Annotated in this window: 18 protein-coding genes and 1 pseudogene; 8 read left to right on the top strand and 11 right to left on the bottom strand. The window is 69.5% G+C overall.

Annotated features, from left to right (window positions below; translation table 11 throughout):
- Positions 1–26: 26 nt before the first annotated feature.
- The gene (locus ACSDQ9_RS10050) at positions 27–437 is read right to left on the bottom strand and encodes a DUF2089 domain-containing protein (RefSeq protein ID WP_435146595.1); all 411 of its coding nucleotides are present in this window, start codon (positions 435–437) and stop codon (positions 27–29) included.
- A 23-nt stretch (positions 438–460) separates the two neighbouring features.
- A complete protein-coding gene (locus ACSDQ9_RS10045) occupies positions 461–1,423 on the bottom strand; it encodes a hypothetical protein (RefSeq protein WP_435146593.1) in 963 nt (320 codons plus the stop codon).
- Between the two features lie 112 nt (positions 1,424–1,535).
- Between ACSDQ9_RS10045 and ACSDQ9_RS10040 the strand changes: the two genes are divergently transcribed.
- Complete coding sequence (locus ACSDQ9_RS10040) at positions 1,536–2,222, top strand: uracil-DNA glycosylase (RefSeq protein ID WP_435146592.1); 687 nt, start codon at positions 1,536–1,538, stop codon at positions 2,220–2,222.
- 62 nt (positions 2,223–2,284) lie between these two features.
- On the opposite strand, the pseudogene ACSDQ9_RS10035 reads toward ACSDQ9_RS10040, so the two are convergent.
- Positions 2,285–2,722: pseudogene (locus ACSDQ9_RS10035) on the bottom strand (GtrA family protein); the annotation flags it as partial.
- Positions 2,723–2,887: 165 nt separating this feature from the next.
- Here ACSDQ9_RS10035 and msrA point away from each other — a divergent pair.
- Positions 2,888–3,529: a peptide-methionine (S)-S-oxide reductase MsrA gene (msrA, locus tag ACSDQ9_RS10030; RefSeq protein WP_435146590.1), complete on the top strand. Its 642-nt coding sequence runs from the start codon at positions 2,888–2,890 to the stop codon at positions 3,527–3,529.
- A 72-nt stretch (positions 3,530–3,601) separates the two neighbouring features.
- Positions 3,602–5,089, top strand: coding sequence for a peptide MFS transporter (locus ACSDQ9_RS10025; RefSeq protein ID WP_435146589.1), 1,488 nt, complete (start codon positions 3,602–3,604; stop codon positions 5,087–5,089).
- A gap of 36 nt (positions 5,090–5,125) precedes the next feature.
- On the opposite strand, the gene ACSDQ9_RS10020 is transcribed toward ACSDQ9_RS10025, so the two are convergent.
- From ACSDQ9_RS10020 to ACSDQ9_RS10005, 4 genes are all read right to left on the bottom strand, one after another.
- Positions 5,126–6,052: a TolB family protein gene (locus ACSDQ9_RS10020; RefSeq protein ID WP_435146587.1), complete on the bottom strand. Its 927-nt coding sequence runs from the start codon at positions 6,050–6,052 to the stop codon at positions 5,126–5,128.
- A 28-nt stretch (positions 6,053–6,080) separates the two neighbouring features.
- Positions 6,081–6,818 (bottom strand): ABC transporter permease, encoded by a 738-nt coding sequence (locus ACSDQ9_RS10015; RefSeq protein ID WP_435146585.1) that lies wholly within the window; start codon positions 6,816–6,818, stop codon positions 6,081–6,083.
- Entirely contained in the window at positions 6,815–7,540 is a 726-nt protein-coding gene (locus tag ACSDQ9_RS10010) for an ABC transporter ATP-binding protein (protein WP_435146583.1), read from the bottom strand. Before ACSDQ9_RS10010 ends, ACSDQ9_RS10015 begins: the two co-directional genes overlap by 4 nt.
- Before the next feature lie 120 nt (positions 7,541–7,660).
- A complete protein-coding gene (locus ACSDQ9_RS10005; protein ID WP_435146581.1) occupies positions 7,661–9,040 on the bottom strand; it encodes a mannitol dehydrogenase family protein in 1,380 nt (459 codons plus the stop codon).
- A 277-nt stretch (positions 9,041–9,317) separates the two neighbouring features.
- On the opposite strand from ACSDQ9_RS10005, the gene gndA reads away from it, so the two are divergent.
- Both gndA and ACSDQ9_RS09995 read left to right on the top strand, forming a co-directional pair.
- Entirely contained in the window at positions 9,318–10,763 is a 1,446-nt protein-coding gene (gndA, locus tag ACSDQ9_RS10000; protein WP_435146580.1) for an NADP-dependent phosphogluconate dehydrogenase, read from the top strand.
- 195 nt (positions 10,764–10,958) lie between these two features.
- On the top strand, positions 10,959–11,576 hold the full coding sequence (locus ACSDQ9_RS09995) for a hypothetical protein (RefSeq protein ID WP_435146578.1): 618 nt from the start codon (positions 10,959–10,961) through the stop codon (positions 11,574–11,576).
- On the opposite strand, the gene ACSDQ9_RS09990 is transcribed toward ACSDQ9_RS09995, so the two are convergent.
- Positions 11,557–12,837: an FAD-binding protein gene (locus tag ACSDQ9_RS09990; RefSeq protein WP_435146576.1), complete on the bottom strand. Its 1,281-nt coding sequence runs from the start codon at positions 12,835–12,837 to the stop codon at positions 11,557–11,559. The two genes, ACSDQ9_RS09995 and ACSDQ9_RS09990, sit on opposite strands and share 20 nt — an antisense overlap.
- Before the next feature lie 379 nt (positions 12,838–13,216).
- Between ACSDQ9_RS09990 and ACSDQ9_RS09985 the strand changes: the two genes are divergently transcribed.
- Entirely contained in the window at positions 13,217–14,194 is a 978-nt protein-coding gene (locus tag ACSDQ9_RS09985) for a hypothetical protein (RefSeq protein WP_435146574.1), read from the top strand.
- Between the two features lie 17 nt (positions 14,195–14,211).
- Here ACSDQ9_RS09985 and ypfJ read toward each other — a convergent pair whose 3' ends face one another.
- The gene (gene ypfJ, locus ACSDQ9_RS09980) at positions 14,212–15,078 is read right to left on the bottom strand and encodes a KPN_02809 family neutral zinc metallopeptidase (protein ID WP_435146573.1); all 867 of its coding nucleotides are present in this window, start codon (positions 15,076–15,078) and stop codon (positions 14,212–14,214) included.
- A gap of 189 nt (positions 15,079–15,267) precedes the next feature.
- Between ypfJ and ACSDQ9_RS09975 the strand changes: the two genes are divergently transcribed.
- Both ACSDQ9_RS09975 and ACSDQ9_RS09970 read left to right on the top strand, forming a co-directional pair.
- Positions 15,268–15,963, top strand: coding sequence for an NUDIX hydrolase (locus tag ACSDQ9_RS09975; protein ID WP_435146571.1), 696 nt, complete (start codon positions 15,268–15,270; stop codon positions 15,961–15,963).
- 144 nt (positions 15,964–16,107) lie between these two features.
- A complete protein-coding gene (locus tag ACSDQ9_RS09970; RefSeq protein ID WP_435146568.1) occupies positions 16,108–16,896 on the top strand; it encodes a DUF1801 domain-containing protein in 789 nt (262 codons plus the stop codon).
- Positions 16,897–16,996: 100 nt separating this feature from the next.
- Here the strand turns inward: ACSDQ9_RS09970 and ACSDQ9_RS09965 are convergent, their stop codons facing one another.
- Together ACSDQ9_RS09965 and ACSDQ9_RS09960 are read right to left on the bottom strand one after the other, a co-directional pair.
- The gene (locus ACSDQ9_RS09965; RefSeq protein ID WP_435146566.1) at positions 16,997–17,821 is read right to left on the bottom strand and encodes a Bax inhibitor-1/YccA family protein; all 825 of its coding nucleotides are present in this window, start codon (positions 17,819–17,821) and stop codon (positions 16,997–16,999) included.
- A 221-nt stretch (positions 17,822–18,042) separates the two neighbouring features.
- Positions 18,043–18,276 carry a hypothetical protein gene (locus tag ACSDQ9_RS09960; protein ID WP_435146564.1) on the bottom strand — a complete coding sequence of 78 codons (234 nt, stop codon included), beginning with the start codon at positions 18,274–18,276 and terminating at the stop codon, positions 18,043–18,045.
- Positions 18,277–18,325 lie beyond the last annotated feature (49 nt).

The following is an 18,325-nucleotide window of genomic DNA, read 5'->3' as shown; positions in this document are numbered from 1 at the left end:
CGGCGTGGGTACGGCGGCCGCAGCCCTCACTCGAGGGTGGCGAGCAGCCTTTCGCCCTCGGCCGGGGTCAGCGACCCCTGCGCCACTTCTTTCAACACCTGCTCGGCGGTGAGGCCGAGATCTTCGTCCGCCTCACCGCTGAGCCCGAGCTTCGCGAGCAGCCCCGTGAGCCGCAGCCGGGCCGTCGGGTAGCTGACGCCCAGGTGCTTCTCGACCTCCTTGACATTGCCGCGCGCCGCCAGGAACAGCCGCAACAGATGCAGGTCGGCGTCGTCCAGAGCACAGAACTCACACGGGTCGAACTCGCCCACGATCTCGGTGCCGCAGCCGGGGCACCCCAACCGGATCGGCACCAGCCGTTCGGCGCACACCGGGCACTCCCCCGGCGCGCGGTGTCGCGGCTCGGCCAGCTGCCGCCGCATGGTGCGGTCGGCCATCGCTCGCACGCCACGTGCCACCGTCAGGCCTCCTCGTCGTCGTCGACCTTGACCGAGGCGTGGCCCATGACGACGCCGATGTCGAGCCGGGCGGCACCGTTGCCCACCACGTACTCGTCGACCTGACCCTCAACCGGCCAGGCCACCTTGCCCAGGTGGGCATCGCCCTTCACGGTGACATTGGCACCCTCGGTGAGCTTCACCGACAGCGATCCCGACTCGACGCGCACCCGGGAACGGCCCTGCCGCACGGGTCCGCTGACCGAGGCCGACCCCGCCTGCACCAGGGCGTCGGACACCTCGGTGACGTCGTTCAGCGTCGCCGACCCGGCGGTGACCCGAATCTTGCCGAGCACCGGCACCCCCTGCACCTTCAGACTGCCAGCGGTCACCTCGGCATCGACGGCGATGGCCGGGTTGATGCGCAGCGTGAGGGCCTTGCCGAGCCCGACCGAGCGCAGATCGTCCAGCGACTTGGGCGGACGCACGATCGAGAAGCCGTCGAGGGACGGCCCGAGGTCACCGTCGGACGTCACCTCGAGCACGCGGCCGGAGCGGCGCAGCACGTGCGGCCCATCGGCCGACAGGGTCGCCACCTTGGGGTCACCGATGATGCGCACGCGTCGTCCGGTGGCGCGGACGACCACCTTGTCGACGCCCTTCGAACCCGCCGGACGATCCCCCGCCTGCGCCTCGGAGGCCTCGGGCACGTCGTCGAGGTTGACCTCGGCAGGCGGCTCGTCGGCCTTCGGCGCCGAGGGCTGCTGGCGACGGAAGCTCTCCCGGGCGTGGCTGGCGAACTGCGGACGACCGCCCTCGAGGTCGTCGTAGGAGGTGCGGGCGCCGGCGGGCTCCGGAGCCTCCGCGGGCTCGGGTGCGGGCGCCACCTCGGGCTGGGACTTGGCGGCGTCGATGCGGCGGGCGGCTTCGGCGGCGTCGATGCGCCCGGCCGCGAGGTCTTCGAGAATGCTGGTGATGTCGCTCATGCAGCAAAAGTACAAGGCCACCTTGTCAATCTGACAGGGTCGACTGCACACATCAGGGCTCAACCGGGGTCGCGGTCCTTCGGGCGACAGCGCGAGCCCTAGCGTGGAGCCCATGACACCCCTGCCCCTCACCGAGTTGGTCGCCGCCGACTGGGCGGCCGCCCTGGCGCCCGTGGAACCCCAGATCAGGAGGGCCGGTGAGTTCCTGCGCCGGGAGGTGGCTGATGGGCGCGGCTACCTGCCCGCGGGCGATCGGGTGCTGCGGGCCTTCAGTCGACCGCTGGCCGACGTGCGGGTGCTGGTGGTCGGGCAAGACCCCTACCCCACACCGGGGCACGCGGTGGGGCTGAGCTTCTCGGTCGAGCGCGAGGTGCGTCCGCTGCCGCGCAGCCTCGGCAACATCTACACCGAACTGCGTGACGACCTCGGCATCGAACCCGCGCAGCACGGCGACCTGACGGCCTGGTTCGAGCGCGGGGTGTTGCTGCTGAATCGGGTGCTGACGGTTCGCCCGGGAACGCCCGGATCGCACCGCAACCAGGGCTGGGAGGAGGTCACCGGCCACGCCATCGACGTGCTCACCGCGCGCGGTGGACCGCTGGTGGCGGTGCTGTGGGGGCGCGACGCCCGCAGCCTGGCGCCACAGCTCACGGCCGCCGGGGTGCCGGTGGTCGAGTCGGCCCACCCGTCACCCCTGTCGGCCCGCTCGGGGTTCTTCGGCTCTCGTCCGTTCAGTCGGACGAATCAGCTTCTCGAGGCCGCCGGCTCCGAGCCGGTCGACTGGCGACTGCCGTCCTGAGCGGGCTCCGCGCCAGGGGTCGTGGCCTTGGCACGTTCGTCGGCCACGGCCTCCGCGCCGCGGAAGACCCACCAGCGCAGCAGGACGTAGATGTAGAGGCCCTCGATGCAGGCCGCCAGGAACCGAGCCAACTGGAACTGCACACCGACGTGCTCCATCAGCCAGGAGAAGCCGAGAATCCAGATCACGTAGTTCGAGACCATCGTGACGGTGTAGCGCGCTGACTGGGCGCCGACGTGACCGTGCGCACGGAAGTTCAGCCAGCGGTTGATGATGAACGAGTACACGCAGGCCACGCCGTAGCCGAGCGTGACGGCCACCGGGTACGGCAAGGGCGTGAAGCTGTAGAACAGGCTCAAGAGGCCCATGTCGATGGCGAAGGCCGACCCGTTGATGAAGGCATACCCGATGAAGGTCTGCGGAATGCGCCGCAGCGGCCCCGGCAGCAGGGCGTGCAGCGCACCGGTGAAGCGTGCGAACCCCTGGGCTGCCTTGCCCATGCGGGTGCTGGATTCCATCCCCCCATTCTGCTGCTCCCCACCGACAGAACCAACAGCGATCCAACCCGCGACCCTCCCGCTGGCCCGCCTCGCGCTGACCCGCCCCGGGCTGCGCTCTCGGCGATCACTCGTGCCCGGGGGTCGTGGGCGACCTAGGCTGGGGGCATGTTCGGACTTTCCTCGCACCGCACCTCCACCCTCACCGCCGAGACCGCCCTGCCCGGGCGCGAGGAACCCGTGCTCACGCAGATGCCATTCCACCGCATCTTCGGCGACCGGCTCGACCGGGAGTTCCCGGGGTCGCAGACCGCCCATCTGGCGCTGGGCTGCTTCTGGGGGGCCGAGAAGCTGTACTGGCAGACCGAGGGCGTGCTGTCGACCGCGGTCGGTTACCAGGGCGGCTTCACCCCGAACCCGACCTACCGTGAGGCCTGCTCGGGTCGCACCGGTCACGCCGAGACCGTGCGCGTGACGTTCGACCCAGCCGTCGTCAGCTTCGACGACCTGCTGCGCATCTTCTTCGAGAACCACGACCCCACCCAGGGTGACCGGCAGGGCAACGACGTGGGCAGCCAGTACCGCTCGGCGATCTACACCATCGACGACGAGCAGACGGCCATCGCGCAGCGCGTCCGCGACCAGTACCAGGCCGAGTTCACCAAGGCTGGCTACGGCACCATCACCACCGAGATCGCCCCCGCCGGGCCGTTCTACCTGGCCGAGGACTACCACCAGCAGTACCTCGAGGCGAACCCGAACGGGTACTGCCCGGTGCACGCCACGGGCGTCACCTGCAACGCCGGCTGAGGCCACCCGGTTCGTCCGTCGGACGCCCCCCAAGGGTGGCCCGTCGGCCCCACTCGTGGCAGGGTGGAGCGAGTGAGTTCCATCGACACCCCTCTCGAACAGCCCTCCGAGACCTCGACGCCACCCACCGGTGGCCGTGGATTCTTCGGGCATCCGAGCGTGCTGGCGAACCTGTTCGGCGTTGAGCTGTGGGAGCGTTTCAGCTTCTACGGCATGCAGGGCATTCTGCTGATCTACCTGTACTACACGTCGTCCCAGGGCGGACTCGGCGTCGAGCAGGGCGTCGCGACCGGCATCGTCGGCGCCTACGGTGGCGCCGTCTACCTGTCGACGATCCTCGCCGCCTGGCTCGCCGACCGGGTGCTCAGCCCCGAACGCACCCTGTTCTACGCGGCGGTCTGCGTCATGCTGGGCCACATCGCCCTCGCGGTGCTGCCCGGGCTGCTCGGCGTGGGCGTCGGTCTGGTGCTGATCGCGCTCGGTTCGGGCGGTGTGAAGGCCAATGCCACGTCGCTGGTCGGCTCGCTGTACGCGGCGGACGACACCCGCCGCGACGCCGGGTTCTCGCTGTTCTACATGGGCATCAACCTGGGTGCCCTGGTCGGCCCGCTGCTGACCGGTCTGCTGCAGAGCGAGATCGGCTTCCACTGGGGCTTCGGCGCCGCCGCCGTCGGCATGGCCATCGGGCTCGTGCAGTACACGATCAGCCGCGGCAAACTGCCGGACGAGACGCGGCACGTGCCCAACCCGCTGCCCTCGGGGCGACGCGGGCTCTACGTGGGCATCGGCGTGGGCGTGATCGTGGTGATCGCGGCCCTGGTCGCCCTCAAGGTGATCACCGCAGACCGACTGGCCACGATCGTGATCGCCATCTCGGCGATCGCGGCCGTCGCCTACTTCGCCCTGATGATCGGCGACAAGCAGACCACCTCGACCGAGCGCAGCCGCCTGTTCGCCTTCATTCCCCTGTTCCTGTGCAACATGGTGTTCTGGTCGCTCTACCAGCAGCAGTTCACCGTGGTCACGATCTACTCCGACGAGCGACTCAACCGCGACCTGTTCGGCTGGGAGATGCCCGTGTCGTGGGTGCAGTCGATCAACCCGGTGTTCATCATCGCCCTGGCCGGCGTGTTCGCGGCCGTGTGGACGAAGCTGGGCACGCGCCAGCCGATCACCCCGCTGAAGTTCGGCATCGGCACGACCCTGATGGGGCTGGCCTTCTTCCTGTTCCTGCCCATGCCCGCCGGCGCCAACTCGGCCCCGCTGCTGGGCCTGATCGGCATCCTGCTGGCGTTCACCCTCGCCGAGCTGTTCATCTCCCCGCCCGGGTTGAGCGTCGCCACCAAGCTCGCTCCGCAGCGCTACCACACCCAGATGGTCGCCCTGTACTTCCTCTCGATCGCCCTGGGCACGGCGCTCGCCGGTTCGCTGGCGAAGTACTACGACCCGGCCCACGAGTCCCCGTTCTTCCTGTGGGTCGGCGGCGTCTCCGTGGTGGTCGGGGTGCTGGTGATCCTGGCCTCCAAGCCGATCCACCACCTCATGCGCGGGGTCGACTGAGGCCCTCGTCCGAGCTGGTCGACCCCCGCGACGACCTCAGTCGAGCGGGTAGGCGACGTAGGCGATGCGGGTCGAATCGGGTGACCAGGAGTTCACGTTGATCGTGCCCTGGCCGCCGTGCAGGGCCACGAGGTCGCGGTAGCCGCCGTCGAACAGCAGTTCGCGCAGGATCACGTCCTTGTTCTCGGGGTGACCCAGGGTGCCCGGCGGGAAGCTCACGTAGACCACGCTGCACCCGCTCGGCGAGACGTGCGGGAACCAGTTCACCCGCTCGTCGAAGGTCAGCTGGGTCGGGTGACCGCCGGTCGCCGGCATGCGGAAGATCTGCGCGTGACCCGGCGCCACCGGTTCGGCCTGGTCGCCGACCCGACGCTCGGAGTTGAACCACAGCCACTCGCCGTCGGGCGAGAACTCGGGCCCGTCGTCGGGGTGGTCGTCGTCGGTGAGCTGACGGCGGCCACTCGAGACGGCCGGGTCGTCCGGCGGTGTGGTGGCGCTGCAGTACAGGTTGGTGCGCACCTGACCCTGCGCCCAGTCACCGATGAGCGACAGCCCCACCCAGGCGATCTCGGCGCCGTCGGGTGAGACCCCGTGCAGGAAGTGGAACAGGCCCTCGTCGTCGCCGGTCACCCGCACCTGCTCTCCGCTGGCGAGGTTCACGCGGTGGATCTGGCGGGTGCCGGAGTCCGAGACGAACACGTGCTCCCCGTCGGGGTCGAGCACGTGGTCGTTGTTGAGGTCGTCGAGCCCCGGCGTGGGCAGATGCACCGGCGCGTCGTCCCCGTCGGCGCTCAGCGTGAACAGCCGGCCGTCGCCGTTGACCAGCAGCCGGTTGTCGGCGGTCCAGTTGGGTGCCTCGACGAGCAGGTCGGACGAGGACCAGCGCAGCCGGCGCTCGCCGGTCTCGACGTTCAGGGTCCAGATTTCGGCGCGCTGGCCGGGGAGCAGGTGACGGGCGGGCATGGCTACCTTTCGGAGGCTTGGTTCTGATTCAGGGCGTTCGGCGACGCAGAGTGAGCGCGGCGAGAGCGAGACAGACGACCAGCACGGCGCCGATCACCGCGAGGTCCCGCCACAGGGTGCTGGTGACCTCGGCGTGGGCACCCACCTGCTGCAGTGCCTCCACGGCATAGGTCAGCGGGAAGACCGTCGACAACGCGTGCAACCAGTCGGCCATGCGATCGCGGGGCGAGAACAGCCCGGCCGACAGCAGTTGCGGGAAGACCACCAAGGGCATGAACTGCACGGCCTGGAACTCCGTGCGGGCGAACGCGCTGGCGAACAGGCCGAGCGATACCCCCAACAGGGCGTTGAGCACCGCGATCAGCACCACCCACCCCGCCGAACCCTTCGTGTCGAGGTCGAACAACCAGTAGGCGGCGCCCACCGCCACCAGCGCCTGCAGGGCGGCCATCAGGCCGAAGGCCAACGCGTAGCCGGCGAGCAGGTCGGCCCGGTCAACCGGCGTGGTGAGCAGGCGTTCCAGGGTGCCGGTGGTGCGCTCACGCAGCATGGCGATGCTGGTGACCAGGAACATGATGATGAAGGGGAAGATGCCCAGCATGATCAATCCGATGGAGTTGAAGATGCGGGCGTCACCGTCGAACATCGCGTGCAGCAGGAATAGCAGCAGCACCGGCACCACCAGGATCAGCGCGATGGTGCGCCGGTCGTGGGCCAGCTGACGCAGGCACCGTTGGGCGGTGGCCAGGGCCAGACGGGGGTTCACGAGCTCACCTCCGCCCGGATCAGCCGCAGGAAGGCCTGCTCGAGGTCGTCCGTGCCAGTGCGCTGGCTCAGGGCCGACGGGGTGTCGTCGGCCACCAGTCGTCCGTCGCGCAGCAGCAACAGGCGGTCGCAGCGCCGGGCCTCGTCCATCACGTGACTCGACACGAGCAGGGTGGTGCCCTGGTCGGCGAGGGCGTGGAAGAGCTGCCAGAGTTCCTCGCGAAGCACCGGATCGAGGCCGACGGTGGGCTCGTCGAGCACCAGCAGATCGGGGTCGCCGACCAGGGCACAGGCCAGCGAGGCCCGGCTGCGCTGACCGCCCGAGAGACGTTCGACCAGCGCCGAACGATGGGAGTCGAGGCCGACGCGACCGATGGCCTGGTCGACCGCAGCCCGGCCCTTCCCCGCGAGCGCGGCGAAGTGGGCGGTGTTCTGGGCCACCGTCAGGTCGCCGTAGATGCTCGGAGCCTGGGTGACGTAGCCGATCCGGTGCCGAAGGTCGGCCGATCCCGCGGAGTGGCCGAAGACCGTGACCCCTCCCGAGGCCACCTGCTGCACGCCGACGATGGCGCGCAGCAGCGTGGTCTTGCCACCCCCCGAGGGGCCGAGCAGACCCGTCACCCGCCCGCGGGGTACCTCACAGGTGAGGCCGTGCAGCACCTCCGCGCGGCCGCGCCGCACCACCAGGTCGGTGACCCGGACGGCGGCGCTTCCCTGCTCCATGGCCCGAGACTACGGCTCGGAGCCGGTGGCCGAGCGGGCGCCCACCGCGAACTCCGTTCTCGATCACGCCCACGGCCGAATCAGCCCAGTTCAGGCGATCGCGAACGGAGTTGGCGGGAATCAGACGGCCAGCCCCTCGAGTTCCGTGGCCAGCCGCAGCGTCTCGGCGGTCACCTCGTCGTCGCCGTCGAGGCCGGCCCAGGCGAGCACCTTGCCGACCGACTGCTCGAGCGAGCCCTCCCCCAGCGGCGTCACCTCGTCGGCGCGGGCATCGTTCACCGGTGCGCCGAGCCCGCGCAGGTGCAGCGTCCAGGCGGCGATGGCGCGCAGCGCACCGGTGGGCAGCAGTCCCAGGTCGCGGTCACCCTTCACCGAGGCCACGATGCGGATGGGCAGCTTCTGCGAGCCGTCGCCGGCGATCTGGGCCAGCAGGTGGCGGATCTTGGGATTGCGGTAGCGGTCGAGCAGGGCCGCACGGTAGGCGTCGATCTCGCTGGCATCGAGGGTGAGGTGGCGCGCGGCCACGTCCCACCACTCGTTCACCCACGAGAGCACCCGCTCATCGTTGATGGCGTCGTAGACGGTGTCGAGACCCAGGATCGGCCCGACGTAGGCCATCAGGGAGTGCGACCCGTTGAGCAGGTAGAGCTTGCGGGTCTCGAAGGGCTCGATGTCGTCGACGAAGCGCGCCCCGGCGTCGTCCCAGGCGGGTCGTCCGCCCGCGAAGGCCCCCTCGAGCACCCACTCCGAGAAGGGTTCGGTGACCACCGCGGCGGGGTCGTCCACCCCGGTGTCGGCCGCCACGGCTGCCCGGTCATCGTCGGTCGGACGAGGGGTGATGCGGTCGACCATGGTGGTGACGAAGCTGGTGTGCTCCCCGATCCAGCCGACCAGGGACTCGTCGACGGCGCCGGCCAGGTCGGTGATCACGCGGCGCACCATGTCGCCGTTGCCCGAGATGTTGTCGCACGGCACGAAGGTCACTCCCTCGGCCACCCCGGCGGCTCGACGGGCGAGCAGACCGGCCACGAACTTGCCGGGGGCGGTGGTCACCTCACCCGCGACCGGGTCTGCAGTCAGAGCGGCGATGTCGGCGGCAACGGCTGGGTCGGTCGCGTCGAGCGAACCATCGCCGGCGCGCTTGTAGCCGGCCTCCGTGACCGTCGAGGTGACGATGGCCAGCTCGGACGAGGCGAAGTATCCGCGCAGGGCCTCGAGATCGGCGGCGGCATGCACCGCCGAGAGCGCACCGATGACGGTGTACTCGTTGCCCTCGGGATGCTGCGTGACCAGGGTGTACAGGCCCTCCTGGGGGGCCAGTTCCTCGGCGATCGCGGCGGATCGTCCGGTGAAGGCGGCAATGCCCCACTGGTCGGCGTCGCCGGCACGCTCGGTGTACCAGGCCTGATGGGCGCGGAAGAAGTTGCCGACGCCCAGGTGCAGGATCTTGACCGGGGCGGCCGGGCGCGAGTCGGACGAGCGGGTGAGCTGGCGGGCCATGGGGGCCTCCTGGGCGGGATCGACGGGTGGTACTCGACCAGCCAAGCGTGACGGCGGGTCGAAGGGTCAGTGTTGCCCAGTGTTGTTTCTTCTGGGGGTTGTTTCTTCTGGGGGTTGTTTCTTCTGGGGGTTGTTTCTGGGCAGGGTGGCCGCCGGCACGACCGGGTGATGGGCAATCAATGGCAACCCTTGGCGCCGGAGCGGTGCCACCGCGTAGAAACAATGACATCGGCGCCGCACTCCCACAGCAGGCAGCCAAGGAACAGGAGAAGCCAGGATGTCAGAACAGCTCGCAGAGGTCGGCGTCATCGGGATGGCCGTGATGGGCTCGTCCCTCGCCCGCAACATGGCCCACAAGGGCTACCGCGTGGCCCTCTTCAACCGCACCTACGCCAAGACCGAGCACGTCATGGCCGAGCACGGCAGCGAGGGCACCTTCCTGCCGGCCGAGACCGTCGAGCAGTTCGTGGCGTCGCTCGAGACCCCCCGTCGCATCGTCATCATGGTGCAGGCCGGCAAGGGCACCGACGCCACCATCGACTCCCTGATCCCGCACCTCGAGGCCGGTGACATCGTGGTCGACGGCGGCAACGCCTTCTACGAGGACACCCGTCGCCGCGAGGCCAAGCTGAAGGAGCTGGGCTTCCACTTCGTCGGCGCCGGCATCTCGGGCGGCGAGGTCGGTGCGCTCGAGGGCCCCTCGATCATGCCCGGCGGCTCGAAGGAGTCCTACGAGGCCCTGGGCCCGATCCTCGAGAAGATCTCGGCGCACGTGGGCGACGAGCCCTGCTGCACCTACATCGGCAGCGACGGCGCCGGTCACTTCGTCAAGATGGTGCACAACGGCATCGAGTACGCCGACATGCAGTTCATCGGCGAGGCCTACGAGCTGCTGAAGGGCGCCGGTTTCACCACCGACGAGGCTGCCGACATCTTCGCCCAGTGGAACACCGGCGACCTCGACTCGTTCCTGATCGAGATCACCGCCGAGGTGCTGCGCCAGACCGACGCCAAGACCGGCAAGCCGCTCGTCGACGTCATCCTCGACCAGGCCGGCATGAAGGGCACCGGCACGTGGACCGTGCAGTCGGCGCTCAACCTGGGCACCCCGGTCAACACGATCGCCGAGAGCGTGTTCTCGCGCGCCGTTTCGAGCCATCCCGAGTTGCGCGCTGCCGCGCAGGCCGCCCTCGAGGGCCCCGACGGCACCCTGAGCGTGGACGACCGCGAGGGCTTCGTCGAGGACGTGCGGCAGGCGCTGTGGTCGTCCAAGGTGATCGCCTACGCCCAGGGTCTGGACGAGATCCGCATGGCCGCGCAGCAGTACGGCTGGGAGATCGACGTGGCCGCCGTGGCCCGCATCTGGCGTGCCGGCTGCATCATTCGCGCCAAGCTGCTCGACCGCATCTCGAACGAGTACGCCGCCAACAACCTGGTGACGCTGCTCGAGGCCCCCTCGATCAAGGCCGGGCTGGCCGAGGCGCAGGGGTCGTGGCGTCGGGTGATCGCCCGCGCGGTTGAAGCGGGGGTCCCCGTGCCGGGCTTCTCGTCGGCTCTGGCACACTATGACCAGGCACGTGCACCGCGGCTGAATGCGGCCCTCACCCAGGGGCTGCGCGACAACTTCGGCGCACACACCTACAAGCGCATCGATGCGGACGGCTCCTTCCACACCCTGTGGTCGGGCGACAAGTCCGAGATCCAGGCCGAGGACAGCCACTGAGCGTCCTCTCCCACCAGCACTTCTGGGGGGAACCAAGCGCGTGGTGTGCTCGAGGAAGGGTTCGGGGGGACCACTGACTCAGCAGCCGCCACGACGGCCGAAGGCCTCGCCCGAACGGGCGAGGCCTTTGTGCTGTCCCCGTGGTGTACCCGTGCTGTCCCCCTCCCCGCCCCGACGATGGTCGACAATGGGGCGGTGAGCGAGCCCTGGACCCCGGACGATCCCCTGCTGCTGCGCGCCACGGCGGGGAGAGGCTCCAGGCAATTGCTCGTGCTGGTGCCGGGCATGCTGCTGTTCGTCGGCATGCTGGTGATCGGCGTCATGTCGCTGGTGTTCGGCTGGCAGCAGGGTTGGCGGTCGGCGGGGTTCTGGATGGCCGGCGCCGTCGGGTGGATGTTCGTGGGCCTCGGCCTCGCCTGCCTGATCTCGGGCGCCGAGGCGATCGTGCGCACCCTGTGGGCGCGTTCGGGCACGCCCGTGCTGCAGGTCGACGCCCGTGGGGTCGGGGACGGGCGTCGTCCGCCGATTTCCTGGTCTGACCTGCGCACGGTGGTGGTGATCTCCCAGGACTCGCCGTACCGCAGGGGCAAGTACGGCGCCATGGATCGGGCGGTCGGCGAGCCGCTCAAGGTGCGCGACGGGCACCGTGCGATCCGCCTCGAGCGCCGCGACGGCAGCAGCCGGGTGTTCCACCTGACCCTGCCGATCGGGCCGGACGAGTTCGCCCGCGCCGCCGAGGCCTTGATCGCCTTCGGAGCCCGGGCCGGGGTGCCGGTGGAGGTGACGGACGACCTCAGCCGAAGGTTCGCCTGAACCAGTCGTTCGCGAATCTGCCCTGCGGGTCGAACCGCTGCGCGAGCTCACGGAAGTCGTCGGCCCGGGCGAAACGGTCGGCGATGCCGCGGTCGTTGACCAGCAACTTGCCCCAGTGCACCCGCGGCTCGAACGGCGCCAGCGCCCGCTCCACCTCGGCGAGCACGGGCACGATGTCACCCGGACGGGGGTGCCAGGTCAGGTGCAGGCCCACCACGTGCTGCCCCTGGGCAGGGCTGAGCCACAGGTCGTCCGCGGCGACAGTGCGGATCTCGGAGATCATCAGCACCTCGTCGAGCACCGGGTGCAGGTCGCGCAACGCGGCGATGGCCTCGACGGCCTGGTCGCGGCGCACGAAGAACTCCGACTGGATCTCCTTGCCACTGGCAGGCGCCTTGTCGGGAAGGAAGTGGGGCCACCGGGCGAACCAGGGCCCGGGCACTCCGAGCTGTTCGGTGACGTTGTCGGGAGCGAGCCCGACGATCGGGTGGAGCGGTCGGGTGGCAGCCGTCGCCCCGAACAGGTCGTCGGCGAGCGGCCCCTGGTCAAGTCGCTGCTTCAGCCAGACCTCGTCGACGACATCGCCGTACCGCGTGAACAGGCTGACACCGGTGGCCGCCGACGTGAGCTCGTCGAAGTGGTCCTCGACCACACCCCAGTCGAGATCGGTGAACACCCGCTGGGCGACGTCGAAGCGGGGCTCCAGACGCAGGTGCACGCGGGTGACCACGCCGAGCGCCCCCAGATTGACGACGGCACCGGCGAAGTCGGGGTCGTCCGGGCCCAGACGCAGGTGGTCGCCCGTGCCGGTGACCAGTTCGAGCCCGGTGACCTGGGTGGCGAGGTTGCCGGTGCGGTCGCCGGTGCCGTGGGTGCCGGTCGCGATGGAGCCGGCGACGCTGATGTGCGGCAGGGACGCGAGGGCCGGCAGAGCCCAGCCCGCCTCGTCGAGCACCGGGCACAGGTCGGCGTAGCGGGTGTGCGCGGGCACCCAGGCGCGGTCGCCGTCGATCTCGATCTCGCCCGGCAGCCCGGCGGTGGTGACCATCACGTCGGCGTCGGCGATCGCGTTGAAGGTGTGCCCCGACCCGGCGGCGCGGATCGACGGGCTGGCAGCGATCAGTGCGGCCAGCTCGTCGAGGCTGCCCGGACGAGCCAGCTCCCGCGCCCGGTAGTCGACATTGCCCGCCCAGTTGGTGCGCGATGGGGCCGACTCGGTGCCCGATGGGGCCCACGTGGTGCCTGATGGGGGTTGCGTCATGGCGTCATTGTGGCCCATCGGGTCCTGCTCTGAGGGTCGGCCCATGGACGAGAGCCGACCGCCCCGACGCGGCCGGGCATGGGAGGACCCGCGAGTGCCGGTGCCCATCCGCGGGAGCGGAGGGCCGGGCTGTCGGCAGGACCAGTGCCGACCTCGCGGGTCCCGATGGTCTGTTGGTATTCGCCGAGGCAGGTGCCTCACAGCGGCTGCCTCAGCGGCAGACCACCTCACAAGGTCGAGTCGAATTCATCGTCGGACCACCTCCTTTCCTGTGTGACTCCACCGTACGAGCACGCCCCGGGCGACTCAACCGGTTTTTCGCGAGCTGCTGGCGGGGTGGGCGGTGAATCAGCAACCGCGTAGGCTCGACGTCGTGCCCATGCGTCGACGCCTCCTGCTGACGGCCCCGGCCGCGCTGGCGGCGGCCGCCGTCGTGGGCTCGTGCCGTCGTCCGGTCGCCACCGGCACCCCGACTCCGTCGGGCAGCCCGACGACCGGGTCGCCCAGCGCGTCACCGAGCCCCTCGGCCACCCCGAGGCCGCTCACGGACACCGGTCAGGCCAGGCTGGTCGTCAACGAACTGCGCGAGGCCTCCGGCGGATTGCCCGTGCTCAAGGTCGACCTCACGGTCGAACGGGCCATCCTGTCGGTGCTGGACGGCACCAAGGTGAAGGGGTGGTCGTGGCAGGGCGGCAGCATCACCCAGGTCACCAGTGACATCGAGTACATCAAGCAGGCCACCTTCGACCCCGACTCCTTCCGGTTCGACAACCTGACCAACCTGTTCGGCGTGGCCGGGGCCCTGTCGGGGTCGACCTCGAACCAGGAGCTGCAGATCGTCGAGTACAACCCGGGCCAGGTGCTCATGGTGGTGAGTACGCGGCCGGAGTCTCGTCCGGTGTTCTTCCGCCCCGACGCGTCACCGATCCACGAACTCGACTACCGCTCCCAACAGGGCATCGAGGAGGGGCTGCGGGACGCCTTGGGCGGGCGCACCCAGTTGCACCAGCTCGGCTACCAGCAGGGCTCGGGGCTCTGGGTCGACGCGCCCGACCCGAACGACCCCGGCGTGATGGTGCGGCGCACCCGAGCCTCGAAGCTGCCCGTGTGGACGTCGTCGAAGAAGGTCACCTCGGACTGGGCGTTGTTCGCCGCCAGCGACGTGACCGCCGAGAAACTCGCCGCGATCATCACCGACCTGCCCACGCGCTACGACAAGCCGGCGGAGGCTGAGATCAGCTACACGATCGACATGCGCGACAAGCGGTCGCTGCCAGCCATCCGCTGGGTGGTCGGTGGCAAGGAGGTGATCACCGACCTCGACGGCGTGGACATCACCACCCAAATCAACGGCTGAGGGTCAACGACTGAGCGTCACTCCCCCAGGTCGTCGGTCGCGAACGTGTCGCACTGGTTCGGGTCGCCCGACTCGAACCCCTTCTGCAGCCAGTACTGGCGCATCTTCGACGAGCCGTGGGTCCAGGCGTCGGGGTTGACCCCGCCCTGCTGGGACTGAATGTGGTCGTCACCGACGGCTCGGGCGGCGTCGACGATGCGGTTGAGGTCATCGGCGGTGATGTTCTCGATGATGTCGGTGTTGTCCTTGTTGGCGAAGTTGAACCACACCCCGGCGTAGCAGTCGGCCATCAGCTCGACCCGCACACCGGACGACTTCGGCCCGGTCGAGCGATCCTGCTGGGCCTTGTCGAGCACCCCGGTGAGGTTCTCGATGTGGTGGCCGTACTCGTGGGCGACGATGTAGGCCTCGGCGGCCGGTCCACCCTTCGCGCCCAGCTGGTCGAGCAGCGTCTGCACGAACGCGGTGTCGATGTAGATCTTCTGGTCACCGGGGCAGTAGAAGGGGCCGACCTGCGACGACGCCTGGCCGCACGCGGTGTTGACCCCGCCGGAGAACTTGATCATGGTGGGCGCCTGAAAACCCTGCCCGGCCGCCTGCGACCAGTACTGGTTGAGCGAGGTCATGTAGGCCGGCCAGCGGCACTCGGGGTCGCGCTGCACGTCGGCACCGGTGGAGCACTGGCTGGTCGAGGTGGCCTGCGGCTGGCTGTCGGTGCTCCCACCCCCGAGGATGGCGCTCGGATCGATGCCGAGGAAGAGCGCGATCACCACGATGATCAGGCCACCGATGCCGCCGACGGCGATGCCTCCGCCTCGTCCGCCCCCACCACTGGAACCGCTGACCGACCCGGAGTCGATCTGGGCATCGGACTTGAAGTCCATCGGTTTCCTCCTGCTCGACGGCCGACGATGGCGGCCCCAGTTGTCGTCGGCTGACGACGGCGTACACCAACGCATCGTAGAGCCAAACGTGTCGGCCGACCACGAAGGGTGACAGGGTCGGGGCCGTCTCACCGCGCCCGGGGCCGGGCGGTTCGACGCGCACACCCAGAGTGATGCCATGATGGATCGATGCAGATTGTGGGTGTTGCCAATCCGGGTTCCCCGGAGGTGGTGCGCCTTGACGTTGCCCACGGAGCCCACCCGCGCCAGGTGCTGTGGCGCCAGGGCTGGGTGCTCCAGAACCTCTTCTCGGCGCAGTTGGTCGGCGGTGAAGTGGTCATCACCGGACGAGTGGTCCGGCGCGGGCCGAGGTCTCGTCCGCCGAAGATCAAGCACCGCTCGACGGATCCCAACCTGAAGATCGACCCCGGCGAGGTGCCGGTTCCGCGTCAGCGCATCGCCGCCTACGCCGTCGTGCGGTCCCCGCGCGGGATTCTCGGCACCGAGTGTTCCGATCGCACGGCCATCCCCGGGCTGTGGCAGTTGCCCGGCGGCGGTCTGGATGACGGCGAGTCCCCCGCCGAGGCGTTGGTGCGCGAGGTGATGGAGGAGGCTGGTCAGGAGGTGCGCCTGAACCACCTGCTCGACCTGCAGTCGGACCACTGGATCGGTCGCGCCCCCAACGGGCAGTTGGAGGACTTCCACGCCCTGCGCATCTTCTACTCCGCCACCTGTGAGACCCCCACCGATCCCCAAGTGATCGACGTCGACGGCACCACCGAGCGCGCCGAGTGGGTTCCCCTGTGGCGGTGGCGGCGCCTGCCCTGGACGGCCGGTTCGCGGTCGATCCTCGACAAGTACGCCGCCGGGGTGCCGAGCAACTGAGCTCTCCCCCCAGGAAACAGGCGCACACGGGACCGCTGGCGCCGAGGCCGCTCCGCAAGTGTTATGTGGCGACACGGATTGCATCTGAGTGCAATCCGTGTCGCCACGGAGCAGTTTTGGACCGGTCGCGCCTAGGCTCTGGGCATGGCGAACAAGACCCAGCCCACCGATGTGCCGGTCGACGACTTCATCGCGGGGCTGCCGGCTCGCCGCCAACCCGAGGCGCGCTCCCTGATTGCCCTGATGGGTGAGATCTCGGGCGAACAGCCGGTGATGTGGGGCCCGAGCATCATCGGCTTCGGGCGCAAGCAGTACCGCTACGAGAGCGGACGCTCCGGCGAGATGGGGTTGCTCGGCTTCAGTCCGCGGGCGGCCAAGATCACCATCTACGTGCCCGAGGGGTTCGACCATCACACCGACCTGCTCCCCCGCTTGGGCAAGCACAGCACCTCGGTCTCGTGCCTCTACCTGAACAGGCTGGATGACGCCGATCCGGCCGTGCTGCGCGAGTTGGTCGAGCGCTCGTACGCCCTGGCCGTCGCTCGACCCGCCGACGACACTGCCACATCGGCCGATGCGAGCAGCGCCCCCGACGCACCCTCGACGGTTGCCGACTACGTCGCGTCGGTGCCGGCTGCGGCGCGCGGCCACGTCGACGCCCTGCGTGAACTGGTGCGCTCCGAACTGCCCGAGGCCGAGGAGTGCCTCAGCTACGGCATCATCGGCTACCGCACGATTCCCAAGAAGCGCGCCCGGGTCTACGTCTCGGGTTGGAAGGACCATGTGGCGGTCTACCCGATCCCGAAGGACGACGACCTGCGCCGCGAGCTCGCCGGGCACATCCGCGGCAAGGGCACCCTACGCTTCGCGTTGGACGAACCCCTGCCGATCGACCTGCTGCGCCGGGTGGTGCAATCTCTGGCCGCCGACTGATCCACGTGGACGAACGCCGGCCCCCGTTCCCTGGTGGGAGCGGGGGCCGGCGTTCGTCCGGGCTGTGTTGGTCCGGGCTGTGTTGGTCCGGGCTGGGGGCTCAGCGACGGAAGTACGACAGGATGCGCAGGATCTCGGTGTACAGCCACACCATGGTGACGGTGATGCCGAGGGCAGCGCGCCACGACTCCGAAGCGGGGGCGCGGGAGGCGATGCCGCGCTCGACGTAGTCGAAGTCGGTGACCAGGTTCAGCACGGCCAGACCGCAGGCGACGATGCCGACCAGCAGGCCGAGGGCGCCACCGCGCAGGCCAGCACTCTGCGTGAACAGGCTGAACACGAAGTTGCCCAGCATCAGCACGGCGAAGCCAGCGGTCGCGATGAAGATCATGCGGCGGAACTTCGGGGTGACCCGAATGTTGAAGAACTTGTAGGCCGCCAGGGTGACGCCAGCCACGGCGAACGTGGCAAGCACGGCCTGGGTGGCGATGCCGGGGTACTGGTACTCGAAGACCTTCGTGAAGGCGCCGACGAACAGTCCCTCGACGAGGGCGTAGATGAACAGCCCGACCGGATTCACGGTGCGACGAGCGCTGACGATCATCACGGTCACGAAGCCGAGCAGTGCCGAGGCGAGCAGCGCGGGGTAGACGAAGGCCAGCGGCAGCATCAGGTAGGCGACGGCGGCGACACCGGCGACCATGACCAGCGAGATCGCGGTCTTGGTGATGACGTCATCGAGGGTCATCAGCTTCTCGGCGGCCTGGTACTGCTGGGGCTGCTGGCCGTAGCCGTAGGGCTGCTGCCCGTACTGCTGACCGTAGGGGGCCTGCTGCCCGTACTGCTGCTGCCCGTACTGAACGGGCACGGGAACCGGCTGCTGACCGTTGAAGGTGCTCGAGCGGTTGAAGATGGGATTGCCCATGTGTCGCCTCCTGAAGGTGATCCGCCTCCAGTGTAGTCAGGCGGCAATGGTGCGGTCGTCCCCGAGAGCTGCGGGCGTCGCCCAGCCGCGTTTGCCTCCCGAACGTGCACCTGCCGCCGTTGCAACAGGGGCAAACGCCAGTTCGGGAGGCAAACGCGAGAAGGGCGGGGGCGGGGCCGGGGGCGGGGGCGGGGGCGAGAAGGCCGGGGAGGGAGGCGGGGTCAGGTGCTGAGCTTCGTCCGCATCTCGATGGCGATCTGCGCGGAGTCGAGGTTGGCCAACATGGCCGCCAGCACGTCGGCGTCGAAGGTGCCGTCGTCGCGGGCATCCAGCAGTGCCTCCCGCTGGGCCTTGATCACCTCGACCCGATGGCGCCCATTGGCGAGGATGCGTTCCTCGCGGGTGGCGTCGTCAGGCACTTCGACCGCGGGCACCTCCTCAGCACGGTCACGCATCAGCTGCACGAGGGTGAGCCGCTCGTCCGCGTCGTCGTCGCTGTCGGAC

Source organism: Aestuariimicrobium soli (genome assembly GCF_051192575.1).
GTDB lineage: Bacteria > Actinomycetota > Actinomycetes > Propionibacteriales > Propionibacteriaceae > Aestuariimicrobium > Aestuariimicrobium soli.
This window is presented reverse-complemented; position numbering and strand designations above follow the sequence as displayed.